This window comes from Bacillus sp. RO2, assembly GCF_012911845.1.
Lineage (GTDB): Bacteria > Bacillota > Bacilli > Bacillales > Bacillaceae_I > Sutcliffiella_A.
This window is the reverse complement of the sequence record NZ_JAAXCU010000043.1, coordinates 94432-118666: the sequence shown is the minus strand read 5'-3', so window position 1 is coordinate 118666 and position 24235 is coordinate 94432. Positions and strand designations below refer to the sequence as shown.

At 45.2% G+C, this 24235-nt stretch carries 27 protein-coding genes; all 27 read right to left on the bottom strand.

All coding sequences use genetic code 11. From position 1 onward, the window contains the following. Positions 1–81: 81 nt before the first annotated feature. On the bottom strand, positions 82–396 hold the full coding sequence (nuoK, locus tag HF078_RS12295; RefSeq protein WP_010200357.1) for an NADH-quinone oxidoreductase subunit NuoK: 315 nt from the start codon (positions 394–396) through the stop codon (positions 82–84). After that, positions 393–932: an NADH-quinone oxidoreductase subunit J gene (locus HF078_RS12290; RefSeq protein WP_169291412.1), complete on the bottom strand. Its 540-nt coding sequence runs from the start codon at positions 930–932 to the stop codon at positions 393–395. The genes nuoK and HF078_RS12290 overlap by 4 nt, the downstream gene beginning before the upstream one ends. Continuing rightward, positions 929–1348, bottom strand: a complete 420-nt coding sequence (gene nuoI / locus HF078_RS12285) for an NADH-quinone oxidoreductase subunit NuoI (protein WP_148987225.1) — start codon at positions 1346–1348, stop codon at positions 929–931. The genes HF078_RS12290 and nuoI overlap by 4 nt, the downstream gene beginning before the upstream one ends. A gap of 233 nt (positions 1349–1581) precedes the next feature. Continuing rightward, entirely contained in the window at positions 1582–2592 is a 1011-nt protein-coding gene (nuoH, locus tag HF078_RS12280; RefSeq protein ID WP_169291411.1) for an NADH-quinone oxidoreductase subunit NuoH, read from the bottom strand. Then, the gene (locus tag HF078_RS12275; protein WP_169291410.1) at positions 2592–3692 is read right to left on the bottom strand and encodes an NADH-quinone oxidoreductase subunit D; all 1101 of its coding nucleotides are present in this window, start codon (positions 3690–3692) and stop codon (positions 2592–2594) included. Before HF078_RS12275 ends, nuoH begins: the two co-directional genes overlap by 1 nt. 3 nt (positions 3693–3695) lie before the next feature. After that, positions 3696–5006, bottom strand: a complete 1311-nt coding sequence (locus HF078_RS12270; RefSeq protein WP_169291409.1) for an NADH-quinone oxidoreductase subunit C — start codon at positions 5004–5006, stop codon at positions 3696–3698. Between the two features lie 2 nt (positions 5007–5008). After that, positions 5009–5521 (bottom strand): NuoB/complex I 20 kDa subunit family protein, encoded by a 513-nt coding sequence (locus tag HF078_RS12265; protein WP_010200368.1) that lies wholly within the window; start codon positions 5519–5521, stop codon positions 5009–5011. After that, positions 5512–5886: an NADH-quinone oxidoreductase subunit A gene (locus HF078_RS12260; protein WP_010200369.1), complete on the bottom strand. Its 375-nt coding sequence runs from the start codon at positions 5884–5886 to the stop codon at positions 5512–5514. The genes HF078_RS12265 and HF078_RS12260 overlap by 10 nt, the downstream gene beginning before the upstream one ends. A gap of 809 nt (positions 5887–6695) precedes the next feature. Beyond that, the gene (locus tag HF078_RS12255; RefSeq protein ID WP_148987221.1) at positions 6696–7097 is read right to left on the bottom strand and encodes a F0F1 ATP synthase subunit epsilon; all 402 of its coding nucleotides are present in this window, start codon (positions 7095–7097) and stop codon (positions 6696–6698) included. Positions 7098–7122: 25 nt separating this feature from the next. Then, positions 7123–8541, bottom strand: coding sequence for a F0F1 ATP synthase subunit beta (gene atpD, locus HF078_RS12250; RefSeq protein WP_060664610.1), 1419 nt, complete (start codon positions 8539–8541; stop codon positions 7123–7125). Between the two features lie 174 nt (positions 8542–8715). Further along, entirely contained in the window at positions 8716–9576 is an 861-nt protein-coding gene (locus HF078_RS12245) for a F0F1 ATP synthase subunit gamma (protein WP_060664611.1), read from the bottom strand. Positions 9577–9689: 113 nt separating this feature from the next. Next, the gene (gene atpA, locus HF078_RS12240) at positions 9690–11201 is read right to left on the bottom strand and encodes a F0F1 ATP synthase subunit alpha (RefSeq protein ID WP_169291408.1); all 1512 of its coding nucleotides are present in this window, start codon (positions 11199–11201) and stop codon (positions 9690–9692) included. A gap of 18 nt (positions 11202–11219) precedes the next feature. Beyond that, positions 11220–11762 carry a F0F1 ATP synthase subunit delta gene (locus HF078_RS12235; RefSeq protein WP_169291407.1) on the bottom strand — a complete coding sequence of 181 codons (543 nt, stop codon included), beginning with the start codon at positions 11760–11762 and terminating at the stop codon, positions 11220–11222. Next, positions 11759–12304, bottom strand: a complete 546-nt coding sequence (atpF, locus tag HF078_RS12230; RefSeq protein ID WP_205831603.1) for a F0F1 ATP synthase subunit B — start codon at positions 12302–12304, stop codon at positions 11759–11761. The genes HF078_RS12235 and atpF overlap by 4 nt, the downstream gene beginning before the upstream one ends. 134 nt (positions 12305–12438) lie before the next feature. After that, on the bottom strand, positions 12439–12651 hold the full coding sequence (gene atpE, locus HF078_RS12225; protein ID WP_060664615.1) for a F0F1 ATP synthase subunit C: 213 nt from the start codon (positions 12649–12651) through the stop codon (positions 12439–12441). 57 nt (positions 12652–12708) lie between these two features. Next, complete coding sequence (atpB, locus tag HF078_RS12220; RefSeq protein ID WP_060664616.1) at positions 12709–13461, bottom strand: F0F1 ATP synthase subunit A; 753 nt, start codon at positions 13459–13461, stop codon at positions 12709–12711. 2 nt (positions 13462–13463) lie between these two features. Beyond that, positions 13464–13850 carry an ATP synthase subunit I gene (locus HF078_RS12215; RefSeq protein WP_169291406.1) on the bottom strand — a complete coding sequence of 129 codons (387 nt, stop codon included), beginning with the start codon at positions 13848–13850 and terminating at the stop codon, positions 13464–13466. A gap of 2 nt (positions 13851–13852) precedes the next feature. Continuing rightward, positions 13853–14074 (bottom strand): AtpZ/AtpI family protein, encoded by a 222-nt coding sequence (locus HF078_RS12210; protein WP_060664618.1) that lies wholly within the window; start codon positions 14072–14074, stop codon positions 13853–13855. 430 nt (positions 14075–14504) lie between these two features. Next, the gene (locus HF078_RS21065) at positions 14505–16817 is read right to left on the bottom strand and encodes a S8 family serine peptidase (protein ID WP_169291405.1); all 2313 of its coding nucleotides are present in this window, start codon (positions 16815–16817) and stop codon (positions 14505–14507) included. 275 nt (positions 16818–17092) lie between these two features. Further along, a complete protein-coding gene (gene upp / locus HF078_RS12200) occupies positions 17093–17722 on the bottom strand; it encodes a uracil phosphoribosyltransferase (protein ID WP_148987215.1) in 630 nt (209 codons plus the stop codon). 163 nt (positions 17723–17885) lie between these two features. Beyond that, positions 17886–19127, bottom strand: a complete 1242-nt coding sequence (locus tag HF078_RS12195) for a serine hydroxymethyltransferase (protein ID WP_169291404.1) — start codon at positions 19125–19127, stop codon at positions 17886–17888. Positions 19128–19366: 239 nt separating this feature from the next. Continuing rightward, positions 19367–19930 carry a TIGR01440 family protein gene (locus HF078_RS12190; RefSeq protein WP_169291403.1) on the bottom strand — a complete coding sequence of 188 codons (564 nt, stop codon included), beginning with the start codon at positions 19928–19930 and terminating at the stop codon, positions 19367–19369. A 1-nt stretch (position 19931) separates the two neighbouring features. Then, the gene (gene rpiB, locus HF078_RS12185; RefSeq protein ID WP_168864825.1) at positions 19932–20369 is read right to left on the bottom strand and encodes a ribose 5-phosphate isomerase B; all 438 of its coding nucleotides are present in this window, start codon (positions 20367–20369) and stop codon (positions 19932–19934) included. A gap of 135 nt (positions 20370–20504) precedes the next feature. Further along, positions 20505–21794 (bottom strand): methyl-accepting chemotaxis protein, encoded by a 1290-nt coding sequence (locus tag HF078_RS12180; protein WP_169291402.1) that lies wholly within the window; start codon positions 21792–21794, stop codon positions 20505–20507. A gap of 66 nt (positions 21795–21860) precedes the next feature. Beyond that, positions 21861–22289, bottom strand: coding sequence for a low molecular weight protein arginine phosphatase (locus tag HF078_RS12175; protein WP_169291401.1), 429 nt, complete (start codon positions 22287–22289; stop codon positions 21861–21863). Between the two features lie 144 nt (positions 22290–22433). Then, positions 22434–22988, bottom strand: coding sequence for a manganese efflux pump MntP (locus HF078_RS12170; RefSeq protein ID WP_148987209.1), 555 nt, complete (start codon positions 22986–22988; stop codon positions 22434–22436). A gap of 108 nt (positions 22989–23096) precedes the next feature. Beyond that, complete coding sequence (locus tag HF078_RS12165; RefSeq protein ID WP_169291400.1) at positions 23097–24149, bottom strand: L-threonylcarbamoyladenylate synthase; 1053 nt, start codon at positions 24147–24149, stop codon at positions 23097–23099. Positions 24150–24235 lie beyond the last annotated feature (86 nt).

The window sequence follows — 24235 nt, the reverse complement described above, 5'->3', positions numbered from 1 at the left end:
TGTATTCATAGTATCTTTTTTATAAAATTCATTAATTACCGTTAATGTTCTGCGCACTAGACTAGAATCAACGGAAAGGTTTTAGTTCTTCAACGTATTCATTTCGTCGATGTTAACGGTGCGGCGGTTGCGGTAGAGGGCTATGAGGATAGCCAGGCCAACTGCGGCTTCTGCTGCTGCGACGGTGATGGTGAACAGGGAGAATACTTGCCCTGTAATGGACGGTGCGATGCCGAATTTGCTGAATGCGACAAGGTTGATGTTGACGGCGTTCAGCATGAGTTCGATACAGATCAGGACGATGACGGTGTTGCGTTTGGTGAGCGCACCGTAAAGTCCGATACAGAATAAAATAAGTGCTAGTACCAGGTAGGCTGATAATGGAACTCCGCTCATTCCTTGGTCGCCTCCTCTTTTACAACATCCGCATCTTCGTCATCTCGTCTTGCCAAAATGATGGCTCCTACAAGCGCTACGAGCAGGATCACGGAGGTCAATTCAAATGGAATGACATATTTTGAATAGATGGCTACACCAATCTGTTCGGTGTTGTTCACATGCAGGTCGGCTGAATCTTGTGATCCAAGATCAAGGCTGTACAGTCCGAAGTACATGACTGCTGCAAAGCCGAGCACCCCTGCGCCGACAAATATTTTTCGGCCAAGTCCGGATGTTTCGGATTCATCGTTGTGACGGGTCAGCATGATTCCGAACAGCATAATAATGGTGATGGCCCCAGAATAGATGAGTATTTGTACGGCCGCTACGAATTCAGCGGAGAGCATGACGTAAATGCCGGCGATGCTGATGAAGGTGAACACTAGGGCTACAACCATGTGAACGACCTTTGTCAGGTTCAGCATAAGCACTCCACCGGCGATCGCAGCGATTGCTAGGAAAAGAAATGCGATAAATTCACCGGTTATCGTCATGCTTTATTCTCCCTTCTGATGTTCGTATCGTTTTCGTCGAGCCATTGCAGGTCTTTGAAAAGTCGATCGCGGCTGTATTCGGCAAGCTCAAAGTTGTTGGTCATGATGATGGCCTCTGTCGGACAGACTTCTGTGCAGAGGTCGCAGAGGATGCAAATTTCAAAGTTGATATCGTATGTGTCGATGATTTTCCCTTTTTTCGTTGGATCCGGATGTTTTTTTCCAGTAAGTTGGATGCAGTCTGTCGGACAGATGTTGGAGCACTGATTGCAGACGATGCACTTTTCCGGGTAAAATTTCTGGATGCCGCGGAACCGGTCCGGTAGTGGAAGCGGTTCGTTTGGGTAATCATAGGTTACTTTTTTCTTCGTTAAGTTTTGTAGGGTATATTTTAAACCTTTTGCAAGACCGCGCATTTCGCTTCACCCCTATTCTTCCGTTACTTTTCTTTTATTAAGAGACTAACTGTCATACGAGCTATTTGGGGAATCGGGCGATAATTAGATTTTACAGGCGATTCCCGGTTGGTTTCGCCGATTTTTCAGATTTACGGGCGATTTCTCGTTGGTTTCGGGCGACTTTTCAATAATACGGGCGATTTTCCACTAGTTTCGGGCGATTCATATATTTAATGCCCAAAACTCTCCCCCTATTTAAAAAACAGTTCCTTCATAATCGCTGAGAAAAAGATATTCGCTAGTGCTACCGGCAACAATACCTTCCAGCCGAATTCCATAAGTTGGTCTGCACGCAGACGCGGGAAGGTGACACGGATCCAGATGAGCACGAATACGACTACGCTGAATTTTAGTGCGAACCAGACGGCACTCGGGATGAATCCGAGGAACTCGAATGGTGGCAGCCATCCGCCTAGGAACAGGACGGTGGTAAGGGAAGCCATCGCGAACAGGTACACATATTCTGCTAGCATGAAGAATGCCCAGCGGAAGCCGGAGTATTCGACATGGTACCCTGCGACAAGCTCTGATTCTGCTTCTGGCAAGTCAAATGGTGTACGGTTCAACTCTGCGACAGAAGCGATGACGAAAATTAGGAATCCAACCGGCTGCAGAATGATGAACCAAAATGTTTCGCTTTGAGCGGCAACGATTTCGTTTAAGTTCAGGCTTCCTGCCAAGAGGACAACCCCGATTACCGACATGACAAGCGGCACTTCATAGGAAATCATCTGGGCCGCTGCACGCATTCCTCCAAGTAACGAATACTTGTTGTTTGATGCCCACCCTGCCGCTACGACGCCAACCGTTGTGATGCCGGAAATGGCGATGTAGTAGAGCAAGCCGACCCCGATGTCCGCAAATTGAAAGCGGTCGGTGAACGGGATGGTGGCAAGCACCATGAACGCCGGTGTGAAGGCGATAACTGGTGCAATAATGTATAACGGTCGGTCCGCGAGTTTCGGGATGGTGTCTTCTTTTATAAGAAGCTTCAACACGTCGGCTACTGTCTGGAGCAAGCCCCAGGAGCCCCCGACCTGATTCGGTCCCATACGTCCCTGCATGAAGCCCATGACTTTACGTTCGGCAAGAATTCCGTACGTTACAAAGCCAAGGACGGCAAGAAGCAAGGCCGTTGCCAATCCGAAAAAGATGAAAAAGTTCGTCCAGGATGGTGATGAATGCAACAAGCTCTCCATCATTAGCCATCCACCTCCCCGAGGACAATATCAATTGCCCCTAAAATGGCGATCAGGTTTGCCATGTTTTCGCCTTCTAAAAGTTTCGGTAAGATCTGCAGGTTGTAAAAAGACGGACGGCGGAATTTTAAGCGATATGGTTCTTTTTTTCCGTCACTGGCAATGTAGCAGCCGATCTCACCGCGCGGGGATTCGATGCGCACATATGCCTCTCCCTTTGGCGCCTTGATGATCCTTGGCACTTTTGCCATGATCTCGCCTTCTTGCGGGAATTGTTCGACAGCTTGTTCGATGATCTTCAGGGATTCCTCGATTTCCTCCATGCGGCAGTGGTAACGCGCCCATGCATCCCCGCCTTCACGTGTTGGAACGTCAAAGTCAAAGCGATCATAGATGGAGTAAGGCTCATCTTTACGAAGATCCCACTTCACTCCGGTACATCTGAGGTTTGCACCACTCAGGGAGTACGCAAACGCATCCTCCTTCGTGTAACGGCCAACCGCTTTCACACGGCTCATGAAAATTTCATTGCCTGTCACAAGGTCATGGTAGCCCTTCAGCTGCTCCCTCATATATGGAACAAATTCTTCTACTTTTTTGATCCAGCCCTCAGGCGCATCCCACTTCACGCCCCCGACTCGCATGTAGTTGAAAGTTAGACGGGCTCCTGACAGCTCATTTAATAGATTGATAATCATTTCGCGCTCACGGAACGCATATAGGAACGGACTTACCGCTCCAATATCAAGTAAATATGTACCATACCAAACTAAGTGACTAGCAACACGCCCAAGCTCCATCGCAAGCACGCGAAGGTATTCTGCGCGTTCTGGAATCTCTAGCTCCATCATCGTTTCCACCGCGTGACAGATAACATAGTTGTTGGTCATGGCGGATAAGTAATCCATCCGGTCGGTGTATGGGATGATTTGCGTGTATTGGAGGTTCTCCGCAAGCTTTTCGGTACCGCGGTGAAGGTATCCAATGACCGGTGTCGCTTCCTTGATGATTTCTCCATCGATTTTTATGACAAGTCGGAACACCCCGTGGGTACTCGGATGCTGTGGTCCGACATTCAGTAGCATCTCCTCTGTGCGAATCATCTGCTACACCTCCACATCGTACGGCTCATAATCTTTGCGCAGCGGATAACCGACCCAATCATCCGGCATCATGATGCGCGTCAAATTCGGATGCCCTGTAAACTGAATGCCAAGAAGATCGTATGTCTCCCTCTCCGGCCAGTTTGCCCCTTCCCAAATTGGCTGGATGGACGGGATGACAGGATTCTCCCGATCTATTTTCACTTTCAATGCCACGGACTGCTTGTTCTTATAAGAATACAAATGGTTGTAGATCTCCATATGCGACTCAAAGTCTGTCCCGTGCATCTCCGACAAATATTCAAACGTCAGCTGCTCATTGTAGCGCAGGAATGATGCCACTTTAAAATAGTTCTCAGGTTTCGCGACAAGCGTCGGAACATCTTTGGACAGCGCGTTGATGTACGCTTCTTCCAAGGTGTTTTCCCCGAGGTTGTCGTTGATTACTTTTACGTATTTGTCCAAGTATTTCTGGTTTGGTGATGGTGTTGCTGGTGTATCTGATGTTGTTGCGTCGGCGGTTGTGCCGGACGCAGCTCCTTTGGCTTTTGCGGCGGTTGCGGCTTTCGCTTTTGCTGCTGCGGCTGCCTTTGCTTTTGCTTTCGCTGCTGCGATGGATTTGGCTTTTTCGTCTTGGAGGTCTGGGGAGGCAGGGTCTGTATCGCCTGAAGCCCCTCCGTCTCGTTGTTGTTTGGCTAGGGCAGCGGCTTTGGCCTTGGCTGCAGCTGCTGCTTTTGCTTTTGCTGCTGCGATGGCTTTGGCCTTGGCATCGTCGCCATCGGTTGCTGGTGCAGGTGTTTCGCCAGTATCGCGTTTTAGTTTGGCAAGTGCAGCGGCCTTTGCTTTTGCCGCAGCTGCTGCTTTCTTCTTTGCTAGTTCTTTCGCGTCGTCTGTTGTTTCTGTAGTTTCGGCTTCGGTGGACGCTTGTTCTTTCGCTTTTTGTTTGGCCAGTGCAGCAGCTTTTGCTTTAGCTGCGGCTGCGGCTTTTGCTTTAGCTGCGGCTGCGGCTTTCTTTTTCGCTAGTTCTTTTGCGTCGTCTGTGGTATCTGTTGATTCGCCTTCTGTGGACGCTTGTTCTTTCGCTTTTTGTTTAGCCAGTGCAGCGGCCTTTGCTTTGGCTGCAGCTGCTGCTTTCTTTTTCGCTAGTTCTTTTGCGTCGTCACCAGTTGGTGTTTCAGCAGGTGGTGCTTCTTCTTTATTTTCAGAAGCATTTGCTTCCATCTTCTTTTTCGCTTCTAGTTTTGCGAGTGCAGCAGCTTTTGCTTTTGCTGCGGCTTCTTTCTTTTTTTCTTCCAGGCTTTTCTCATCGCTCACTGCTAGATCACCTGCTTCCCTGTCTTGGCTTCATAACGAATTTTTTCGCGGAGCTTGTTGATTCCATAAATAAGAGCCGCTGGATTTGGTGGGCATCCCGGTATGTACACGTCTACAGGTACAATTTGGTCCACACCTTTTACAACGGCATAGGATTTGATATATGGACCGCCCGCGGTCGCACAGGACCCCATCGCAATGACCCATTTCGGCTCAGGCATTTGATCATACAAGCGTTTCAACACGGGTGCCATTTTTTTCGTCACAGTACCAGATACAATCATACAGTCGGATTGACGCGGTGATGTACGAAAAAAGGACCCAAAGCGGTCGAGGTCATAATGGGACGAGCCAACACCCATCATCTCGATTGCACAGCAAGCAAGACCGAATGTCATCGGCCACATAGAATTGCTGCGTGCCCATGCTTTCAGCTCCTCCAATGTTGTCAGGAAGACCGTCTGTTTCAGCTCTTCCATTTCCTCTGGTGAGATACTCTCTAGATTTAGATCCATTTCAACACCTTCTTCTTCCATGCGTATATTAATCCGATCAGTAATAAAACTACGAAAATAAGCATTTCAATCAATGCAAATATCCCTAACTTTTCATAAGCCACCGCCCATGGATACAGGAAAACTGTCTCCACATCGAAAATGACAAATAATAGGGCAAATATGTAATAACGAACATTAAACTGAACACGTGAATCATGAAAGGGATCAATTCCACTTTCATAGGTCGTCTGCTTGGCTGCTGATGGCTTATTCGGACGCAAAACACGTCCAATAGCAAGCGCCACGACCGGAAGTAATACCCCTAGAGCCAAGAATACAACCACTATCAAATAGTTATTTTGATATAAGTTAAGTAGATTCATGCCCGCCCCCTCCGAAGTCTCTCTTCATTTTCAGACTGCTCACAATATTTAAAATTGTAACCGATAACAATTATATCAAATACCCATATCGGTGTCGACAGGAGATATCCTTATTATGGCTATTGTTTTTAGGGAGGCGAAGGGAATTGTTTTTGGTGGAGGGTGGAGTTTTGTTATTTCCGCTGCCAATGCGAGACGTTTTACTTAACGTTGAAGGGATAATTACCTTGTTTTGAAAAGAGCGTGCTTGGTGAGTGGTGGAACCAATGAATTATGAGGTTACTTGTAGGGGGTTTTAGTTGAAAGTAGGTAATTGTGGGTTAGTTTTTGGGGGCGTGGTACATATAAGCGTTTATAATTGGATTAACAAGCGGGCATTTCGGCGGAAATCAATTTCGTAAAACCACTTATCCATTGTTAAAGTGGTTTTATCCATTGTAAAAAATTTATATCCATTGTAAATCCAGTTTATCCATCGTTAACAGACTTATATCCATTGTAAAACCAATATATCCATTATAAGCGTTTCACAGCATAAATACTTTAGCACATCACCGCACAGCGGGTCAGACCCCTCTTTATAGATTTGCGGATATCAAGAAAAATCAGGATATATCAAGAAAAACTCGGATATATCGAGAAATTAGGAGTGTATTTCAATAAATTTTAAAATATATCAAGAAAAAATAGCATATATCAAGAAATCGACAGAACCTTCGTCTTTTCGACAACAACAAAAACCCCCTCCCTCCAAAGCACGTCTGCTCCGGAAAGAGGGGGTTTTGACACAGTATGTTTACAGGGTATTGTTACCCTCTTTTGGCTACGTTGATGCGGTTGATTGCGCGTTGAAGGGCAAGTTCTGCACGGCGGTAGTCGACGTCGTCTTTTTTGGACTGTAGTCGTTGCTCGGCGCGTTTTTTTGCTTCTTCTGCACGTGTAAGATCGATTTGCTCTGCTGCTTCTGCAGTTTGGGCAAGGATCGTTACTTTATCAGGACGCACTTCTAGGAAGCCTCCGTTTACTGCCACTTGTTCGGTTTTGTCGCCTTTTTTCATGCGAACGCCGCCGATTTGTAGTGGAGCAACCATCGGGATATGTCCTGGTAGAACTCCCAGCTCACCGCTTTGAGCACGGGCTACTACCATTTCTACGTCTGATTCATAAACCGGGCCATCGGGAGTAACTACGCTGACTTTTAATGTCTTCATTTCATTCCCTCCTAGGTCCCTTTAATTAAACTTCTACACCCATTTGCTTCGCTTTTTCCACTACTTCTTCGATGCGTCCAACTAGACGGAATGCATCTTCAGGAAGGTGGTCGTATTTGCCGTCAAGGATTTCTCTGAATCCTTTCACTGTTTCCTGAACAGGAACGTAAGAACCTTTTTGTCCAGTGAACTGCTCGGCTACGTGGAAGTTTTGAGATAAGAAGAACTGGATACGACGAGCACGGTGAACGGTTAATTTATCCTCATCCGTTAACTCATCCATACCTAAGATAGCAATGATATCTTGTAGTTCTTTGTAACGTTGTAAAGTGGATTGCACTTCACGCGCTACTGCATAGTGGTCGTCTCCAACTACTTCTGGTGCCAATGCACGGGAAGTGGAAGCTAGAGGGTCAACCGCTGGGTAGATACCCATCTCGGAAAGTTTACGCTCAAGGTTAGTTGTTGCATCCAAGTGAGCGAAAGTTGTTGCTGGAGCCGGATCCGTGTAGTCATCGGCAGGAACGTAAATCGCTTGGATAGACGTTACAGAACCTACAGATGTAGACGTGATACGCTCTTGTAATTGACCCATTTCAGTAGCAAGTGTCGGTTGGTAACCAACGGCAGATGGCATACGGCCTAGTAGGGCGGATACCTCAGAACCTGCTTGTGTGAAACGGAAGATGTTGTCCATGAAGAATAGAACGTCTTGTCCTTGGTCATCACGGAAGAATTCTGCCATTGTAAGACCTGTTAGAGCAACACGCATACGTGCTCCAGGCGGCTCGTTCATTTGTCCGAATACCATGGCAGTTTTCTTGATAACGCCAGAATCCGTCATCTCGTGATAAAGGTCGTTTCCTTCACGAGTACGCTCACCAACACCTGCGAATACGGAGATACCACCGTGCTCTTGTGCGATGTTGTTGATTAATTCTTGGATAAGAACCGTTTTACCTACACCGGCACCACCGAATAGACCGATCTTACCACCCTTGATGTAAGGAGCAAGTAAGTCTACTACTTTGATACCAGTTTCAAGGATTTCAACGTCTGTTGAAAGCTGTTCGAACGTAGGAGCTTGTCTGTGAATTGGATCACGACGAGAACCTGCTGGGATTGGAGCATCTAAGTCAATGTTTTCCCCTAGTACGTTGAAAACACGACCAAGTGTTACGTCACCTACTGGTACAGAGATAGGGTGACCAGCATCTTCTACTTCCATGCCGCGAACGACACCGTCTGTAGAAGCCATAGCGATTGTACGCACTGTGTTGTCTCCAAGGTGAAGAGCAACCTCAAGCGTTAAAGTAATGTCTACTTCATTTCCGCTACGAGCTTTATGATTAATATGAAGAGCGTTGTATATTTCAGGAAGATGTCCGCTATCGAATTTTACGTCGACAACTGGACCCATGATTTGAGTAACGCGACCTTTCATCGTATTCCCTCCTAACTTACTTTTGCAAAATTTTAGTTCAAGTACGGTCTGTCTAGCTCCGGCGGCTAGCCCCTCGAGGTCATAAGCCGTTTTTACTGCGGAGGTAAAAACAACCTCCTCCGTAAACACGTCTTATGCTTGTCGGGGCTGAACGAGCCACCTATGCTTTTCCATCTATTCCAAAGCCGAAGCTCCCGCAGTAATCTCGGTGATCTCTTGAGTGATGGCTGCTTGACGGGCACGGTTGTAAGAAAGTGTAAGGCCTTGGATAAGCTCTTTCGCGTTATCTGTCGCACTTTGCATCGCTGTCATACGAGCAGCGTGCTCACTTGCTTTTGCATCTAGTAATGCACCGTAGATCAGGCTTTCCGCATATTGCGGTAGCAATACTTCAAGGATACCTTCTTGGGAAGGTTCGAACTCATAGGATGTAATCTTGTTGGATGTAGGTGCAATGTCAGTAAGAGGAAGAAGCTTCTTCTCTGTTACTTCTTGGGAGATTGCACTTACAAAGTGGTTGTAATACACGTATAACTCATCAAACGTTCCATCCGCGTACATGCTGACTGCACGATTCGCAATATCCTTGATGTCTGAGAAGGATACTTGGTCGCCTAGACCAGTAATTTCGGAGAATACAGGGACATTACGCTTTCTGAAAAAGTCGCGGCCGATTCGTCCGATGGCAATTACTGCGTATTCATCTTGAGACTTATGACGTTTTTGAACCGTCTGATGAACCGTACGTAAGATGTTACTGTTATAGGCACCTGCAAGACCACGGTCAGAGGAGATTACGATGTAGCCAGTACGTTTTACCGGACGGCTTTCTAGCATTGGATGCGATACATCGGTACTTCCTAGTGCGATACTTGCCACAACCTCTTGGATTTTATCCATATAAGGATTGAAAGCTTTTGCATTTGTTTCAGCACGATTTAGTTTCGATGCGGAAACCATCTGCATGGCTTTTGTGATTTGACTAGTCTTCTTCGTCGAGGTAATTCTCGTTTTTATGTCGCGTAATGATGCCAAAGGATTTCACCACCTTTTTAACCCTATTCAGAGTGGTTAGACACATGGAAAGGAGGAATCGAAGGTTGGTTCGGGTTCCTCCATCGCATGGTGTAACTCACTATGTCGATCTATTACTTTTCAGTAGCTACGAAAGTCTTTTTGAATGCATTGATTGCTTCAGCCATCGCTTCGTCGCTTGGTAATCCTTTAGTTGTACGGATTTCTTCTAAAAGTTCTTTACGGTTGTGCTCTAACCAAGTAAGCATTTCGTCTTCGAAACGAGTAACATCTTGTACAGGAACATCATCGATGAAACCTTTTGTAAGAGCGTAAAGGATCGCAACTTGCTTTTCTACTTTAAGTGGCTTGTTCAAGCCTTGCTTAAGTACTTCAACCGTACGAGCACCACGGTTAAGTTTTGCTTGAGTTGCTTTATCTAAGTCAGAACCGAATTGCGCGAACGCTTCTAGCTCACGGTAAGATGCAAGGTCAAGACGTAATGTACCTGATACCTTCTTCATCGCTTTGATTTGAGCGGATCCTCCTACACGAGATACGGAAAGACCAGCGTTGATCGCAGGACGAACACCGGAGAAGAATAGGTCTGATTGTAAGAAAATTTGTCCATCAGTGATGGAGATAACGTTTGTCGGGATGTAGGCAGATACGTCACCAGCTTGTGTTTCAATGAACGGTAAAGCTGTTAAAGATCCAGCGCCTTTTGCATCACTAAGTTTCGCTGCACGCTCGAGTAAACGAGAGTGAAGGTAGAATACGTCACCAGGATATGCTTCACGCCCTGGAGGACGTTTTAAAAGTAGGGAAAGTTCACGGTATGCAGCAGCTTGCTTCGTTAAGTCATCATAGATAACTAGAACGTGCTTGCCGTTGTACATGAATTCTTCACCCATTGTTACTCCAGTGTAAGGTGCTAAGAATAGCATTGGAGCTGGTGCAGATGCAGATGCAGTTACAACGATTGTGTAATCAAGTGCACCGTGCTTACGTAGAGTTTCTACTACTCCACGAACTGTAGATTCTTTTTGACCGATGGCAACGTAGATACACACCATGTCTTGGTCTTTTTGGTTAAGAATCGTATCGATCGCAACAGATGTTTTACCTGTTTGACGGTCTCCGATAATTAACTCACGTTGTCCACGTCCGATTGGTACAAGAGCGTCGATCGCTTTGATACCTGTTTGAAGTGGCTCATGAACGGATTTACGATCCATAACACCAGGAGCTTGTGCTTCAATTGGACGAGTTTTGTTTGTTTCGATTGGACCTAATCCATCAACTGGTTGTCCTAATGCGTTTACTACACGGCCGATAAGTTGTTCACCTACCGGTACCTCCATGATACGGCCTGTACGACGAACTGCATCGCCTTCGCGGATTTCAGTATAAGGTCCTAAGATTACTATACCGACGTTGTTTTCCTCTAAGTTTTGGGCAAGACCCATAACTCCGTTAGAAAATTCAACTAGCTCTCCAGCCATGACGTTGTCGAGACCATGAGCACGAGCGATACCATCCCCAACTTGGATAACAGTACCAACATCGCTAACTTCGATTTCAGACTGATAGTTTTCGATTTGCTTTTTTATCAGCGCACTAATTTCTTCAGCTTTGATGCTCATGAATTTCACCCCTATCTACTATCTATTCGTTGTAAGTTGACGTCCAAGACGTTCTAATTTTCCACTGACACTTCCATCGAAAATACGGTTGCCGATGCGAATCTTCAAGCCGCCGATTAAGGATGGATCTACAATATTACTGATGTTTAAAGAAGCTTTCCCAACTTTTGCTGCAAATACAGCGGAAAGTTGAGCCTGCTCTGCATCCGTTAAGGCACGAACAGAGTACACTTTCGCTTCAGCCACATTAAGGGCTTCGTTAGAAAGTGCTTTGTACTCGTCAATCATATCCACTACGATACCTTGACGGTGACGGTCTATTAAAAGCTGTAACGTGTTTACGATAAATGGTGATGCGGAAGCAAATGCCTCACGGACGATTTGCTTTTTAGAGTCTTTGCGTACTTTCGGGTTGCTCAGGACAACATCAAGTTCCTTGTTGTTTAAGAACACCTTTTTTACTTCTGCAAGCTCTGCATCAAACTGTGCATAAAGATTGTTTTCTTTTGCCAGGTCGAAAAGAGCCAATGCATAACGCTTTGCTACTCCGTTTTTGCTCATCGCACTTCGCCTACCTGTTTCACGTAATCATCGATAAGCTTCTGCTGATCTTTTTCGTTTAGTTCTTTTTCAATCACTTTAGAAGCGATTAATACGGACAAGGATGCAACCTGTTCACGCAAAGCAACAACTGCTTGCTCTTTTTCCTGAACGATTTCTTTTCTTGCCGCTTCTTTAAGACGTGCAGATTCCTCTTGAGCAGCTCTTACGATATCTGCTTTTTGATCTTCTGCGATCTTTTTCGCGCTTTCCACTAAAGCCTGAGCTTCCGTGCGAGCTTCTTTTAAAAGAGCTTTTTGCTCTTCTACAAGACCTTTTGCTTCTACATTACTTTGTTCAGCTGCTGTAATTTCGTTTGCAATGTGATCTTCACGTTGCTTCATCATTCCAACAAGCTTATCCCAAGCAAATTTTCTAAGGAAATATAGTAAGATTAAAAATGTGATTAACTGGAATAGTGCATCTCCTAAAGTTAGGGATCCTGCACCAAGCACTAAGTGATCTAAGCTATACAATGCTTTCACTCCCTTCGAGGAATACATAAGAAAAGCACAAGCACCTAAAGGGCACCTTGGCTAGATTTTCAAAAAAATAGTTCATACTAAAGGAAAGGCGAAGGTTCTCGTGTGAGACGGACTTCGCCATTATTGATGCTAAGAATTATTCGGGCAGTTAATTAACCACCGATAACCATGAACGCGATAACTACTGCGATGATTGGAACAGCCTCAACTAGTGCTACCCCGATGAACATTGTAGTTTGAAGAGTAGATTTAAGCTCAGGTTGACGAGCGATACCTTCTACTGTACGACTTACGATTAATCCGTTACCAATACCTGCTCCAAGTGCTGCTAAACCAATTGCAATCGCTGCTGCTAAAAGACCCATTGATAATTTCCTCCTTATGATTAAGAAAAGTTTTTTTGGTTAATAAAAATTTATAAATTAATGGTCATGACTCACTTTGTGTGCCATATAAACCATTGTTAACATGGTGAAGATAAATGCCTGGATGGTACCAACGAAAATACTGAAGGCTTGCCAAGCTAACATAGGAATGATTGCAACTACTGTTCCAATAATTCCGGACATGAAGCCCATTTGATAACCGTTAACTGCAAGTCCTGCAAGTAATCCAAGCAAGATTTCCCCTGCAAAGATGTTCCCGTATAAACGCAGACCAAGCGTTAATGTGTTAGCAAATTCTTCAATGATCTTAAGTGGGAATAAGAACGCCATCGGTTTGAAGAAGTCCTTCCCGTATTCCTTGAAACCTTTCATCTTAATCCCATAATAATGCGTCAATGCTACTACCATTGCCGCGAGACTAAGCGTAATAACAGGATCTGCTGTCGGCGATTTCCACCATAAAGTGTGTTCATCTCCAAGAATAATCGCAAATGGCAACCCTAGCATATTTGCTACGAACACATACATAAGTATGGTCAGAGCTAATGAAAGGAATCTGCCCCCTGTCTGCCAATCCATGGTACTGTTAATGATACCTTTTGCAAAATCAACCAACCATTCCATAAAGTTCTGGGCTCCGGTAGGTCTCAAAGCAAGTGTTCTTGTGCAAAGTATTGCGATAAGAAACACGATTAAGGCTGTTATAATAGTCATCATAATATTCGACAAATTGAAATGAAGGTCGTAACCAAACAAATCAAGTGTCGCTATAGGAGCACTATGACCCAACACTACTCACCTCTCTTCCCCACTGCTTTAAAGAGTGTTACAAATGAATCTATGATAATGACAATATAGGATGTCATAATCCCTATGATGACGCCGTAGAGATTCAGAGTTTCTGGATATCTCATAGCGATGACCACACCGAGTATGGCGGCGGCCATTCTTGAAAAAGAACCTAATGTGACAGCTTTGCGACCTTCGGCAACCGCTTCCGTGAATTTCTTCACTTTCTTATGCAGCAACCAGTGGCTGTAAATGCTTATCACCGTCCCAAGGATCAATCCCAGGAACCATTCTTGGTATGGGGTAACTCCCCAACCTAATACGAAAAAGGCAAGAAAAAATAAGAAATACTTCATATGCCTCATAAACTGTTCGGTTGATTCGGGCATATTTATGACTCTCCTGAGAAGAATTTTTGGACCAAGTATAATACTCCTATTACACCAGCTGCTAGTCCTAAAAGAAGTCCAATAATAAGGAACAATGGTTCGGTACCAATTTCTCCATCCAGCCATCTTCCTGCAAATAATCCGACTAAGGTGGGGCCAACTAAGTAGGAAAGGATTCCGGACATCAAAGCCATTGCTTGGAATGGGCGGCGTTTATCTTCCATAGAAAACACCCCGTTTTACATGCGGTAAAGTTTAGAGGTCTTACTGATAAATCGATGCTAAATATGTATAAAATTGGTTTTTGGAAACCTATGAAAACCCTATCATTTTATACCCTTTGTAAGCATACAATAGCACTTTGTCAATGTCAATGTGTTCTAAGGAAAAATCGACATTCTTTTCAATGGTAAGATTTCTCTTTCAACCCGCTTTTCCGCTATGTATTTTTCCAGTAAAAAAACAGCCAAATGATGAACAGTTTTCCTCATTCGGCTGTTGTATAACATTATTTTATCACATATGACATATAGGTTAAGTTTGTCGATTGTGAACATTATGTGACTATTAGGTTGTTTCAGGGGGAGTTGCTTGACAGAGTTCGACAAAAATGTCTCTTTGGTCGGAGGGGGCAGCCACGGGCGGCGGCCCACCTCACTCGAAGTAGAGATCCGCTTCCACGGTATCTTCCTTGTCCAGCTTCTTGGCAAAGACGACTGCTTTCACCAGGCCTTTCACTTTCACACGGTCTGCCGGAATCTGATTTTTATATAGTCCACGAGGTAGATCCCGCTCCCAGTCTAGATAGTCGATGAAGTGGAGCGTATCTGCTTCGTAAAGGGCTATTCCCAGTTCCTCTGCTCCCTCTGGCAAATACACCTCGTATTGATATTCTCCCTCTTTATCTCCATAGCCGAACTGAAAGCCCATGATACGTGGATAATTTGGTTCTTCTATTATATAGAGGAAAGGGAGGCGAATCTTTTGGCTGTTTGCGTTCACGACGACCTCTCCCTCATGCATCCCTGCTTTCTGCTGGTTTGGAGTGATGTCTAGCGTGACCTTTGTTTCCCGTTTTTCTTTTGGTTGGAGAGTGAAGGTGATTGGCGTCTTCCACTGCACTCCTTTTTGCTGTCTTGGTGTTTCTATGGAATAGGTAACTTCTTTGTTTGAGACGTTTTCTATTGTAATCGGAACTTCTTTTTGGGTTCGTGTTTTTTTCTTCTCTAACATCCCAAAGTTAAGGGAGCCCGGATACACGAGACTATTCGTTTGGATAGCTTCCTCAAGCTGGATGCGTCCGGTTCCCTGCTCCAAAACAGAATAACTTGATCCGTCTTCTTTTACGAGAGGCTTTGTCGTATTCATCAAGGCCGCCTTCACCTGTGCTGGTGTCCAATCCGGATGGGCTTGGATGATGAGTGCACTCGCCCCAGCCACATGAGGTGCGGCCATGCTTGTGCCTTGAAGCGCGAGGTATCCGTTTGGAATCGTGCTGTCAATTGCAACACCTGGTGCGACCACATCCGGCTTAATCTCCCAAGTATGTGTCACTGGCCCGCGCGAACTGAAACTGGCAATGTCATCTTTGTGCCATTTGAACGTCGTCTTCACCATAGAGAAACTTCTTTTCAAATGCTTTTTTAAAAATAACCCGTCTTCTTTCGAGATCGAAACAACGGGCATGTCCATTTCCACTTCTAATGTACCAGTAAAATTACCCTCAAGATTATTGTAGATCACTACACCAGCCGCTCCACGCTTCTTAGCATGATGTGCCTTTTCGGAAAAAGGAATTTTGCCTCGTTCAAGCAAAACTATTTTCCCCTCAATCTTTTTGCCTTCCCAATCTTCTTCTTCCCCAAGTCCTACATACACCATGCCCATCGGCTTGGTCGGAAAATCCCAAGGGAGCGAGCCTTGCAGCGGAAGCATCTCTATCTCTCTTTTAGAAAAAATAGGTGACAGATGCGGGATATGAAGCGGCGGTGTGGAAGCTCCGACAGAGATGGCCTCAGACGAAGTCCCGGGGGATCCGATCGTCCAAAGGTTCGGACCGGAATTACCACTTGAAGTGACTGCCACCACCCCATGCTCTACCGCTTTGTTCAAAGCCAGGCTAGTCGGCCAATCCGGGCCGTTAATGGTGTTTCCGAGCGATAAATTTAACACGTCTACCTTGTCATGGATGGCCATTTCGATGGCGGCGATTACATGCTCACTTGAACCATGCCCTCCTGGACCAAGGACTCGGTAGGCAATAAGTTCCGCTTCCGGCGCCACGCCATGAAGATGGCCGTTTGCCCCGACAATCCCCGCCACATGGGTACCATGAAGAGTTGGCATTCCTTGAGACCGCTTCGTCTCCATCGGATCTTTGTCCTCGTCAACAAAATCATATCCGCCTGCATAATTGTCCCTGAGGTCAGGGTGCGTGTAATCAATTCCTGTATCAATGATTCCCACCTTCACACCTTTTCCCGTGAGACGATTTCCATCCTTGTCAAAGAGGCGGTGCATCTTCTCTCCGCCAATAAAAGGTACACTTTCATCGATATTGGGGGTGTAGTTGGTGACAGGAGAGACTTCCAAGATGCCTTTTTCCTTTTGAAGCTTTTCAAGATCTTTGAGCGGGCCGTGGATGGCAAAACCTTTGAAGACTGCCGTATAGGTCCGCTTTATCTTCAGTTTGGGATATTTTTGTTGTATTATATTTTTCACGGAGTCTTGGCTATTTTCCTCCACGATTAAAATAACCGTCTGTTCCTCCAGTTCGTTGTCTTTGCTTACCGGAAGTGGCGGCCGTTTTGGGTATTTGGGTATGTTGGTTGTATGTAATGAGTCACTTGTGCGTTCGTTCATGGATGTGATGGTGGCTGCTGTTGTATTGTTTAATGGTTGTATTAGTGTTGAAGTTACCACCAGCACGGTAAGTCCGATACATAATAAAATTTTCCCTAATTTCACGTCCTTCACCTCTGATATGTAGCATTTGTTATTGGAGAGGGATTATGCATGGGGTGGAATTGTGCGGGAAATTCGATAGGTTAATTGTAGAGGTGTGCGAATTAGTCAAATAAACGGCTGAATTAGTCAAAAAGACAAGAGAATTAGTCAAATAAACAGGAGAAGTATACAAATAAACGAGTCAAATTATTAAGAATCCATATATTTCCACTCAAAACAGTAAAAAAGGCTGCTCAAAGATCTTCCTCGATCTCCAAACAGCCTACATCAGTCTTTTATTTTGTTCCGTATAGTCTGTCGCCAGCATCTCCTAGACCTGGGACAATATAGCCTTTTTCGTTCAGCTTTTCATCAAGCGCTGCGATGTATATATCTACGTCAGGGTGCGCTTCTTTAAGTAATTCCACACCTTCAGGGGCAGCGATTAAGCACATGAATTTGATGTTTTTCGCGCCACGTTTTTTCAGAGAGTGAATTGCTTCAATTGCAGATCCGCCTGTTGCAAGCATTGGATCCACCACGATGAAGTCGCGCTCTTCCACATCAGATGGTAATTTTACATAATATTCAACAGGTTGAAGCGTTTCTGGGTCACGGTATAAGCCGACATGTCCAACTTTTGCCGCTGGAATCAACTTTAACATCCCTTCTACCATGCCAAGACCAGCACGAAGAATTGGAACGATTCCTAGCTTTTTCCCTGCTAATACGTTTGATTTTGAAATAGAAACTGGTGTTTCCACGTCTACTTCCTCAAGCGGAAGGTCGCGGGTAATCTCGAATGCCATTAAACTTGCCACTTCATCAACTAGTTCACGAAACTCTTTCGTACCTGTATTTTTGTCGCGGATGTATGTAAGTTTGTGCTGAATTAACGGGTGATCAAATACGTACACTTTTGCCATTCGAAATCTCTCCTTTTATCATGTCTAGCCGGCAGTTATTTTAAGAAACTTTTCCGACTCTCAAATCACACTTCCATTGATTCTACAGAAAAAGCAGGATTGATTCAAGTTATTTTTCTACAAAAAAGAGAGGTCTAACCTCAGACCTCTCTCTCAAACACCTTTATCCTAAAGTAGGATACAATTCATATTTTCCAGAAACTGCTTCTACACGAGTTTTTGCTTCTTCTAGTTTCGTTTCATCTTCATGGTTCTTCAATGTGAAGGCAATGATGGACGCAATTTCATCCATATCTTCCAGTGTGAAGCCACGGCTTGTTACAGCTGCCGTACCAATACGAATACCACTTGTTACAAACGGGCTCTCCGGATCGAAAGGAATCGTGTTTTTGTTGACCGTGATTCCCACTTCATCTAACACTTTCTCCGCAATTTTCCCTGTGATGGAAAGAGAGCGTACGTCCACAAGTAAAAGATGGTTGTCCGTTCCGTTCGAAACAAGAGAAAGACCTTCATTTTTCAGTGCTTCCGCCAGGCGGTGAGCATTGTCGATGATTTTTTGCGCATAGTCCTTGAATGCCGGTTGCAATGCTTCGCCAAACGCAACAGCTTTCGCCGCGATCACATGCATTAGCGGACCACCCTGAAGTCCAGGGAAAATGGACTTATCAATTTTCTTCGCCCATTCTTCTTTACAAAGGATCATCCCACCACGAGGTCCACGCAACGTTTTATGAGTGGTAGTTGTAACGAAATCCGCATAAGGAACAGGATTTTGGTGAAGACCAGCTGCAACAAGACCGGCAATATGAGCCATGTCGACCATTAGGTATGCTCCCACTTCGTCTGCGATTTCACGGAATTTCGCAAAATCAATCGCGCGTGGGTAAGCACTTGCACCAGCAACGATTAGCTTCGGCTTGTGCAGTCTTGCTTTTTCTGCCACATCTTCATAGTTGATTGTATGAGAGTCTTTGTCCACTCCATACTCTACAAAATTATATTGAATACCACTAAAGTTGACCGGGCTTCCGTGCGTTAAATGGCCACCGTGGGAAAGATTCATCCCAAGGACCGTGTCGCCCTGTTCTAGAATGGTAAAATAAACCGCCATATTCGCTTGGGCACCAGAGTGTGGTTGAACATTTGCATGCTCGGCTCCGAAAATTTCCTTCGCACGGTCACGGGCAATGTTCTCCGCTACGTCTACGTGTTCACAACCACCGTAATAGCGACGACCTGGGTACCCTTCTGCGTATTTATTGGTCAGTACAGATCCTTGAGCCTCCATAACTGCTTCACTCACAAAGTTCTCAGAAGCAATCAACTCGATTTTCGTGCGTTGTCTTGCCAATTCATCCTGGATGGATTGAAACAATTGCTGATCCTGTTGTGCTAATTTCACTTTCGGAATCCCCCTTTAAGTATGAACATCAAATTTAAAAAGTTTTAAAAAAACAACTACATTCGGCTTTTCAACCTTTACCTCCTCCATTTTATCACGATGGACAATAGATAGAAACAGAAAAGGAAGATTGATAGCGCTTACTTAGAAAAACTTTCGTGAAAATAAAAAAATAATGAAAAGGGGTCAGACCCTCAAAGGATTTCGTCATCCATGTCGAAGGCCGGACCCGCATTTTTTTATTTTGTTTCTGTTGTGGGGATTTCGTAGGTTGCTCTGGCACCGCCGATGAGTTTGGGGCGGGTTTTTGCCATGGTGATGTGGGCGTTGCCGATGGATTTAATCGAGCTGCGCACTGGGACGGCGACGTGTTTGAGGTGCATGCCGATTAGCGTGTCCCCGATATCGATGCCGGCGTCAGCTTTGATGTGTTCGACCATCACCGCATCCTTCATTTTGTGATAGGCATACGATGCCATAGCACCACCTGCATGCCTCACCGGGATAACTGTTACTTCATCAAGACCGCGATTCAAAGCTGTTTCTCGTTCCACTACAAGCGCTCGATTCAAATGTTCACAACATTGAAAAGCAAGCTCGACACCAGTCTTTTCACGAAACTCAGTCAACACAGCAAAAAGTGTTTCAGCGACACCTTCCGTTCCGGCTGTTCCTATTTTTTCCCCGATCACTTCACTTGTGCTGCAACCTACCACTAGAATCTGGCCCTTTTTCAACCCTGCCTGATCCTGCAAGTCATGTAGCAGCTGCTGTAACTGATCTTTCCACTCTAGATGCATCATGTTACTTCTCCAACTGATGAATCTTATTCACGCGGTTTTCATGGCGGCCGCCTTCAAATTCCGTTGTCAGCCAGATCTTTGCGATTTCACGGGCAAGCCCTGGTCCGATGACACGCTCCCCCATCGCCAATATATTGCTGTCATTGTGTTCACGCGTTGCTTTCGCACTGAACATATCGTGCACAAGCGCACAACGAATACCTTTTACTTTGTTCGCGGCAATGGACATCCCAATCCCTGTTCCGCAAATCAAAATACCTCGATCAAACTCACCTTCTGCCACTTTCATCGCAACTGGCTGGGCATAATCTGGATAATCAACGGATGTCTCACACTCACAACCGAAGTCTTCAAACTCTATGTTCAATTCTTTTAAAAGTCCTTTAATTTCCTCACGGATGTTAATGCCACCGTGATCTGAAGCAATTGCTACTCTCATATTTTCATCCCCTATTCGAATGATTCTTTTATAAGTACATCTTACCCGTCTAAAGCGAAAAAATCCATAAGGATGTTCGCGGCCGATTTCCGCCAACAAAAAAGCCTGAGCAACTAAGTGCCCAAGCTAATCACATTACACTTTAAACCTTGATATCATCCGCTTCAAGTTGCTGGCCTGGCCCGCAAGCTCTTGGGATATTTTCTCGACATCCGCAATCATGCTTGCCTGTTCTTGGGTGGTGGCCGTTACTTCTTCCGCTCCTGCAGAGGTTTCTTCTGCAATGGCCGCCACTTCTTGAGATTGACGTGCCGTCGTTTGGATGCTGTCCATCTGGCGGTCCACAAGGCTTGCGATCTGTTTGACAGATGCCGCAACCTCTAATACAGAATTGGTCATTTCCGCAATTACCGTATTCGTTGCCGTACCTTTTTCTGCTTCCAAGTTTGCCGCTTTCACTTGCCCTGTGATCTGCGTTACAACGTTTTTCACTTCCTCTTGAATGTTTTTGATCAGTTCAGAGATCCCTTGCACCGCTTTGGCACTTTCATCCGCCAAGGAACGGACCTCTTCCGCAACCACCGCAAAGCCGCGTCCATGCTCTCCAGCCCGCGCTGCTTCAATGGATGCATTTAACGCTAACAAGTTTGTCTGACCAGCAATATCCCCAACAAGTGAGATGATATTTTCTACTTCTTTTGCATTCTTTTCAAGGCGCTCCACTGTCTTTAAGGACGTCTGATTTTCACCTGCAAGCTTCTGAATACCAGAAACAAGAGAATGAATAACTTCCTTACTTTCATCAAGGTCCTTCACCATTTCTTCAGAAAGCTGCTGGGAGGACGTTGCTTTTTCATGAACTGCATCGGCAATTTTAATGACTTCCTCCACCGATTCTGCCGTATCTTGAATCGAAGCAGCGGAACTTTCTGCTCCTTTTGCAATCTCTTCAATTGTATAAGAAATGTTTTCTGCCTGCTCAGAAGCCTGCATAGATACGTTGCTTATTTCTTCCACTTTTTCATTCGTTTTTTCAAATGTTTCGTTAATGGTTTTCACCATGTCCCGCAAGTTATGTAACATGAGGTTGAACGCATCCCCGACCGCACTGATCTCATCTCGCGAGTTAGAAACCGGCACATCCTCAGATAAATCTCCATTTGCTGCTTTTTGAGCAACCTCTTCTAGTTGCTGCAAAGGTTTAGTAATATATTTTGCCGCAAAAAAAGCGAGAATCCCAGACCATACAATTCCAAGTACCAATGTTAGGACAGTGAAAAGGCTTGCCCCCATAAATCCTTCCACATAATCTACTAAAAAATAAATAAAAAAACCACTGACCGTATACGTGATGACTGCTAAAATCGTGGTAAACAACACGAGCTTGTAGCGTAAGCCAAACTTATATTTCCCGTTTTCCCCCATCGTACTTCCTCCTCCATGCATGGTCCGCACAGAGATCTCTCTCTCATATGGTAGCCTGCATGAGTGCTATTTTATTTTTTCTACTATGGACTCTATGACGTTTTGAAGCTCTTCGAATGTCGCGCGATACGTCTCAACCGAACCACCGTATGGATCCATTACTTCTCCACTTTGCTCAGCAAATCCCTTTAAGGTATATGTTTTCCCCAAGCTGTTTGGATAGCTGTTTTCCAGCAACATTTTATGCTGGGCTGTCATGGTGAAAATGTAATCCGCCCACTCAATCAACTCATCCGACACCTGGGAAGACTGATGTTCAGCCGGCAATCCCTTTTCTTTTAACACTTCCTGCGCCTGACTGGAAGCTTTACTACCTGGCATCGCAAATACACCAGCCGATTTAACCTCGACATCTTTTATGCCACGACCTGCCAAGATCGCAGCAGCCATCGGACTACGACACGTATTTCCCGTACACACAAATAAGACATTCATTTTCTGATTCCTCCTTTTCCTTTTATTATAAACGAAAAGGAAGAAGAAATAGTCATAAAGGCCCTCTCTCTATTTATGTCGGCATAACCAATGACATTTAAAGAGGATAAAATAAAAAAAGACCCACTACAGGCCTTTTTTTTTTCACACAAAAAACAATAACTTAATGCCAAACCCCAGTAAAATACTGCCACCAAGCGCTTCGCTGTAGGACCCAAGCCACCCCTGCAACTTTCTGCCGAAAATGAGCCCCATCCACGTCAACAACATGCTCACCGCTCCAAAAAGCAAAATGGTTAGCAAGGTTCTCGCCCCGTAAATCCCCAGGCTAAGTCCCACTGAAAAACTATCCAAACTCACACTCAGCGCAAAAACGAACAAACCCGCTCCAACCGGAGAAATCATAGGCCCGTCCTCTTCTTTAAAAGAAGAAAACATCATCTGCAGGCCAAGCAACACAAGGAGTAGTCCTCCAATAAGCGTCGCAATTGAGCCAAATTCCTCTGACAGCACTTTGCCCACCGCCATTCCTCCAAGCGGCATGAAAATATGAAAAATTCCAATGGTAACCCCTATGTAAAAGATCTGTCGCAATCTCAGCTTTATCATGCCCATCCCAAGCCCAACGGAAAAAGCATCCATCCCGAGCGCAATCGCCATTAATAATAGTGTCATGAATTCCCCAAACGTAATCCCCATGCTCTGCCTCCCCTTAGGACTTGTCTACTTCAAGATATGCACAAGCCTTCGGGAATAGAAGGAAAATTGGAACAAAAAAGGACCCCGTGGTTACAGAGGCCCTTTAGATTATTCTTTTATTAACTTATGTCCAGCGGCTTTTTCCAGTCGGTTCATAATTGCCGCGCCCACTCCGGTTCTTGGGAAAGTCTCGCTAAAAATCACGTCCACCTCTGTTGCATTAAACGCCCGAAGCCCATCGTACAATTGGCTCGCCACGGTGGTAAGATCTTTTTTTGTACCGCAGGAAATGGCGGTAATTTCTCTAGTTTTTATTTGTGCGATGGTCTCTTCTGTTGCGAGGACCCCTACCTTTTGTCCTTTTCGTTGAGCATCTGTGATCGTTTGCTGCAAGAAACTTTCACTTCCCTCGACCAGATACACCGGCGCAACAGGCGCATAGTGCGTGTATTTCATCCCAGGCGACTTAGGTTTATGCTGCTCCTCTTGCGAAAATAAAGCAGGGTCTACGTCCACTTTACCTACCACTTTCTCCAGGTCTTCCTTCGTGACACCACCCGGCCTTAGGATTACTGGGACCTCCGTCGTGCAATCCACAACGGTTGACTCAAGCCCAACACCCGTTGCCCCTCCATCCACAATTCCGGCGATCCTGTGGATTAAATCTTCCTCCACATGCTTTGCAGTAGTAGGACTGGGTTTCCCAGATAAATTCGCGCTCGGTGCTGCAAGCGGAAGTTCCGAAACTTCCATCAACGCGCGCGCCACCGCATGATCCGGCATACGGACAGCAAGTGTTTCAAGTCCAGCCGTCACATATTGTGAAACTCCCTCCTTCTTTGGAAGAACCAATGTAAGCGGTCCTGGCCAAAAAGCATCCATTAAATTTCGGGCAGCTTCTGGTACGTTATCCACAAGGTTTTTTAGTTGTTCTAATTTCGATATATGCACAATAAGCGGGTTGTCACTAGGACGTCCCTTTGCTTCAAAAATCTTCAATACAGCCTGATCTGACAAGGCATTGGCTCCAAGACCATATACCGTCTCCGTCGGGAAAGCCACCACTTCATTTTCTTTCAACAAGCTGGCCGCTTCCATAATCTGTGGATAACTGTTTATTAACGGTTCTTCTTTATCCACAGCCCATAATTTCGTTTCCATTTACTATCCCTCATTCTACAATCTATTAACATGTTAATATGTAAGCATTTCACCTGAAAGTATAAAGAACTTTCACAAATAACACA

Excerpts from the sequence above, each read along its gene's own strand:
- nuoK (WP_010200357.1), bottom strand. The coding sequence starts at position 396 with ATGAGCGGAGTTCCATTATCAGCCTACCTGGTACTAGCACTTATTTTA.
- HF078_RS12290 (WP_169291412.1), bottom strand. The coding sequence starts at position 932 with ATGACGATAACCGGTGAATTTATCGCATTTCTTTTCCTAGCAATCGCT.
- nuoI (WP_148987225.1), bottom strand. The coding sequence starts at position 1,348 with ATGCGCGGTCTTGCAAAAGGTTTAAAATATACCCTACAAAACTTAACG.
- nuoH (WP_169291411.1), bottom strand. The coding sequence starts at position 2,592 with ATGATGGAGAGCTTGTTGCATTCATCACCATCCTGGACGAACTTTTTC.
- HF078_RS12275 (WP_169291410.1), bottom strand. The coding sequence starts at position 3,692 with ATGATTCGCACAGAGGAGATGCTACTGAATGTCGGACCACAGCATCCG.
- HF078_RS12265 (WP_010200368.1), bottom strand. The coding sequence starts at position 5,521 with ATGGATCTAAATCTAGAGAGTATCTCACCAGAGGAAATGGAAGAGCTG.
- HF078_RS12260 (WP_010200369.1), bottom strand. The coding sequence starts at position 5,886 with ATGAATCTACTTAACTTATATCAAAATAACTATTTGATAGTGGTTGTA.
- HF078_RS12255 (WP_148987221.1), bottom strand. The coding sequence starts at position 7,097 with ATGAAGACATTAAAAGTCAGCGTAGTTACTCCCGATGGCCCGGTTTAT.
- atpD (WP_060664610.1), bottom strand. The coding sequence starts at position 8,541 with ATGAAAGGTCGCGTTACTCAAATCATGGGTCCAGTTGTCGACGTAAAA.
- atpA (WP_169291408.1), bottom strand. The coding sequence starts at position 11,201 with ATGAGCATCAAAGCTGAAGAAATTAGTGCGCTGATAAAAAAGCAAATC.
- HF078_RS12235 (WP_169291407.1), bottom strand. The coding sequence starts at position 11,762 with ATGAGCAAAAACGGAGTAGCAAAGCGTTATGCATTGGCTCTTTTCGAC.
- atpF (WP_205831603.1), bottom strand. The coding sequence starts at position 12,304 with ATGTATTCCTCGAAGGGAGTGAAAGCATTGTATAGCTTAGATCACTTA.
- atpE (WP_060664615.1), bottom strand. The coding sequence starts at position 12,651 with ATGGGTCTTTTAGCAGCAGCGATTGCAATTGGTTTAGCAGCACTTGGA.
- HF078_RS12215 (WP_169291406.1), bottom strand. The coding sequence starts at position 13,850 with ATGCCCGAATCAACCGAACAGTTTATGAGGCATATGAAGTATTTCTTA.
- HF078_RS12210 (WP_060664618.1), bottom strand. The coding sequence starts at position 14,074 with ATGGAAGATAAACGCCGCCCATTCCAAGCAATGGCTTTGATGTCCGGA.
- upp (WP_148987215.1), bottom strand. The coding sequence starts at position 17,722 with ATGGCAAAAGTGTACGTATTTGATCACCCGTTAATTCAGCACAAACTT.
- HF078_RS12190 (WP_169291403.1), bottom strand. The coding sequence starts at position 19,930 with ATGATGCATCTAGAGTGGAAAGATCAGTTACAGCAGCTGCTACATGAC.
- rpiB (WP_168864825.1), bottom strand. The coding sequence starts at position 20,369 with ATGAGAGTAGCAATTGCTTCAGATCACGGTGGCATTAACATCCGTGAG.
- HF078_RS12180 (WP_169291402.1), bottom strand. The coding sequence starts at position 21,794 with ATGGGGGAAAACGGGAAATATAAGTTTGGCTTACGCTACAAGCTCGTG.
- HF078_RS12175 (WP_169291401.1), bottom strand. The coding sequence starts at position 22,289 with ATGAATGTCTTATTTGTGTGTACGGGAAATACGTGTCGTAGTCCGATG.
- HF078_RS12170 (WP_148987209.1), bottom strand. The coding sequence starts at position 22,988 with ATGGGGATTACGTTTGGGGAATTCATGACACTATTATTAATGGCGATT.
- HF078_RS12165 (WP_169291400.1), bottom strand. The coding sequence starts at position 24,149 with ATGGAAACGAAATTATGGGCTGTGGATAAAGAAGAACCGTTAATAAAC.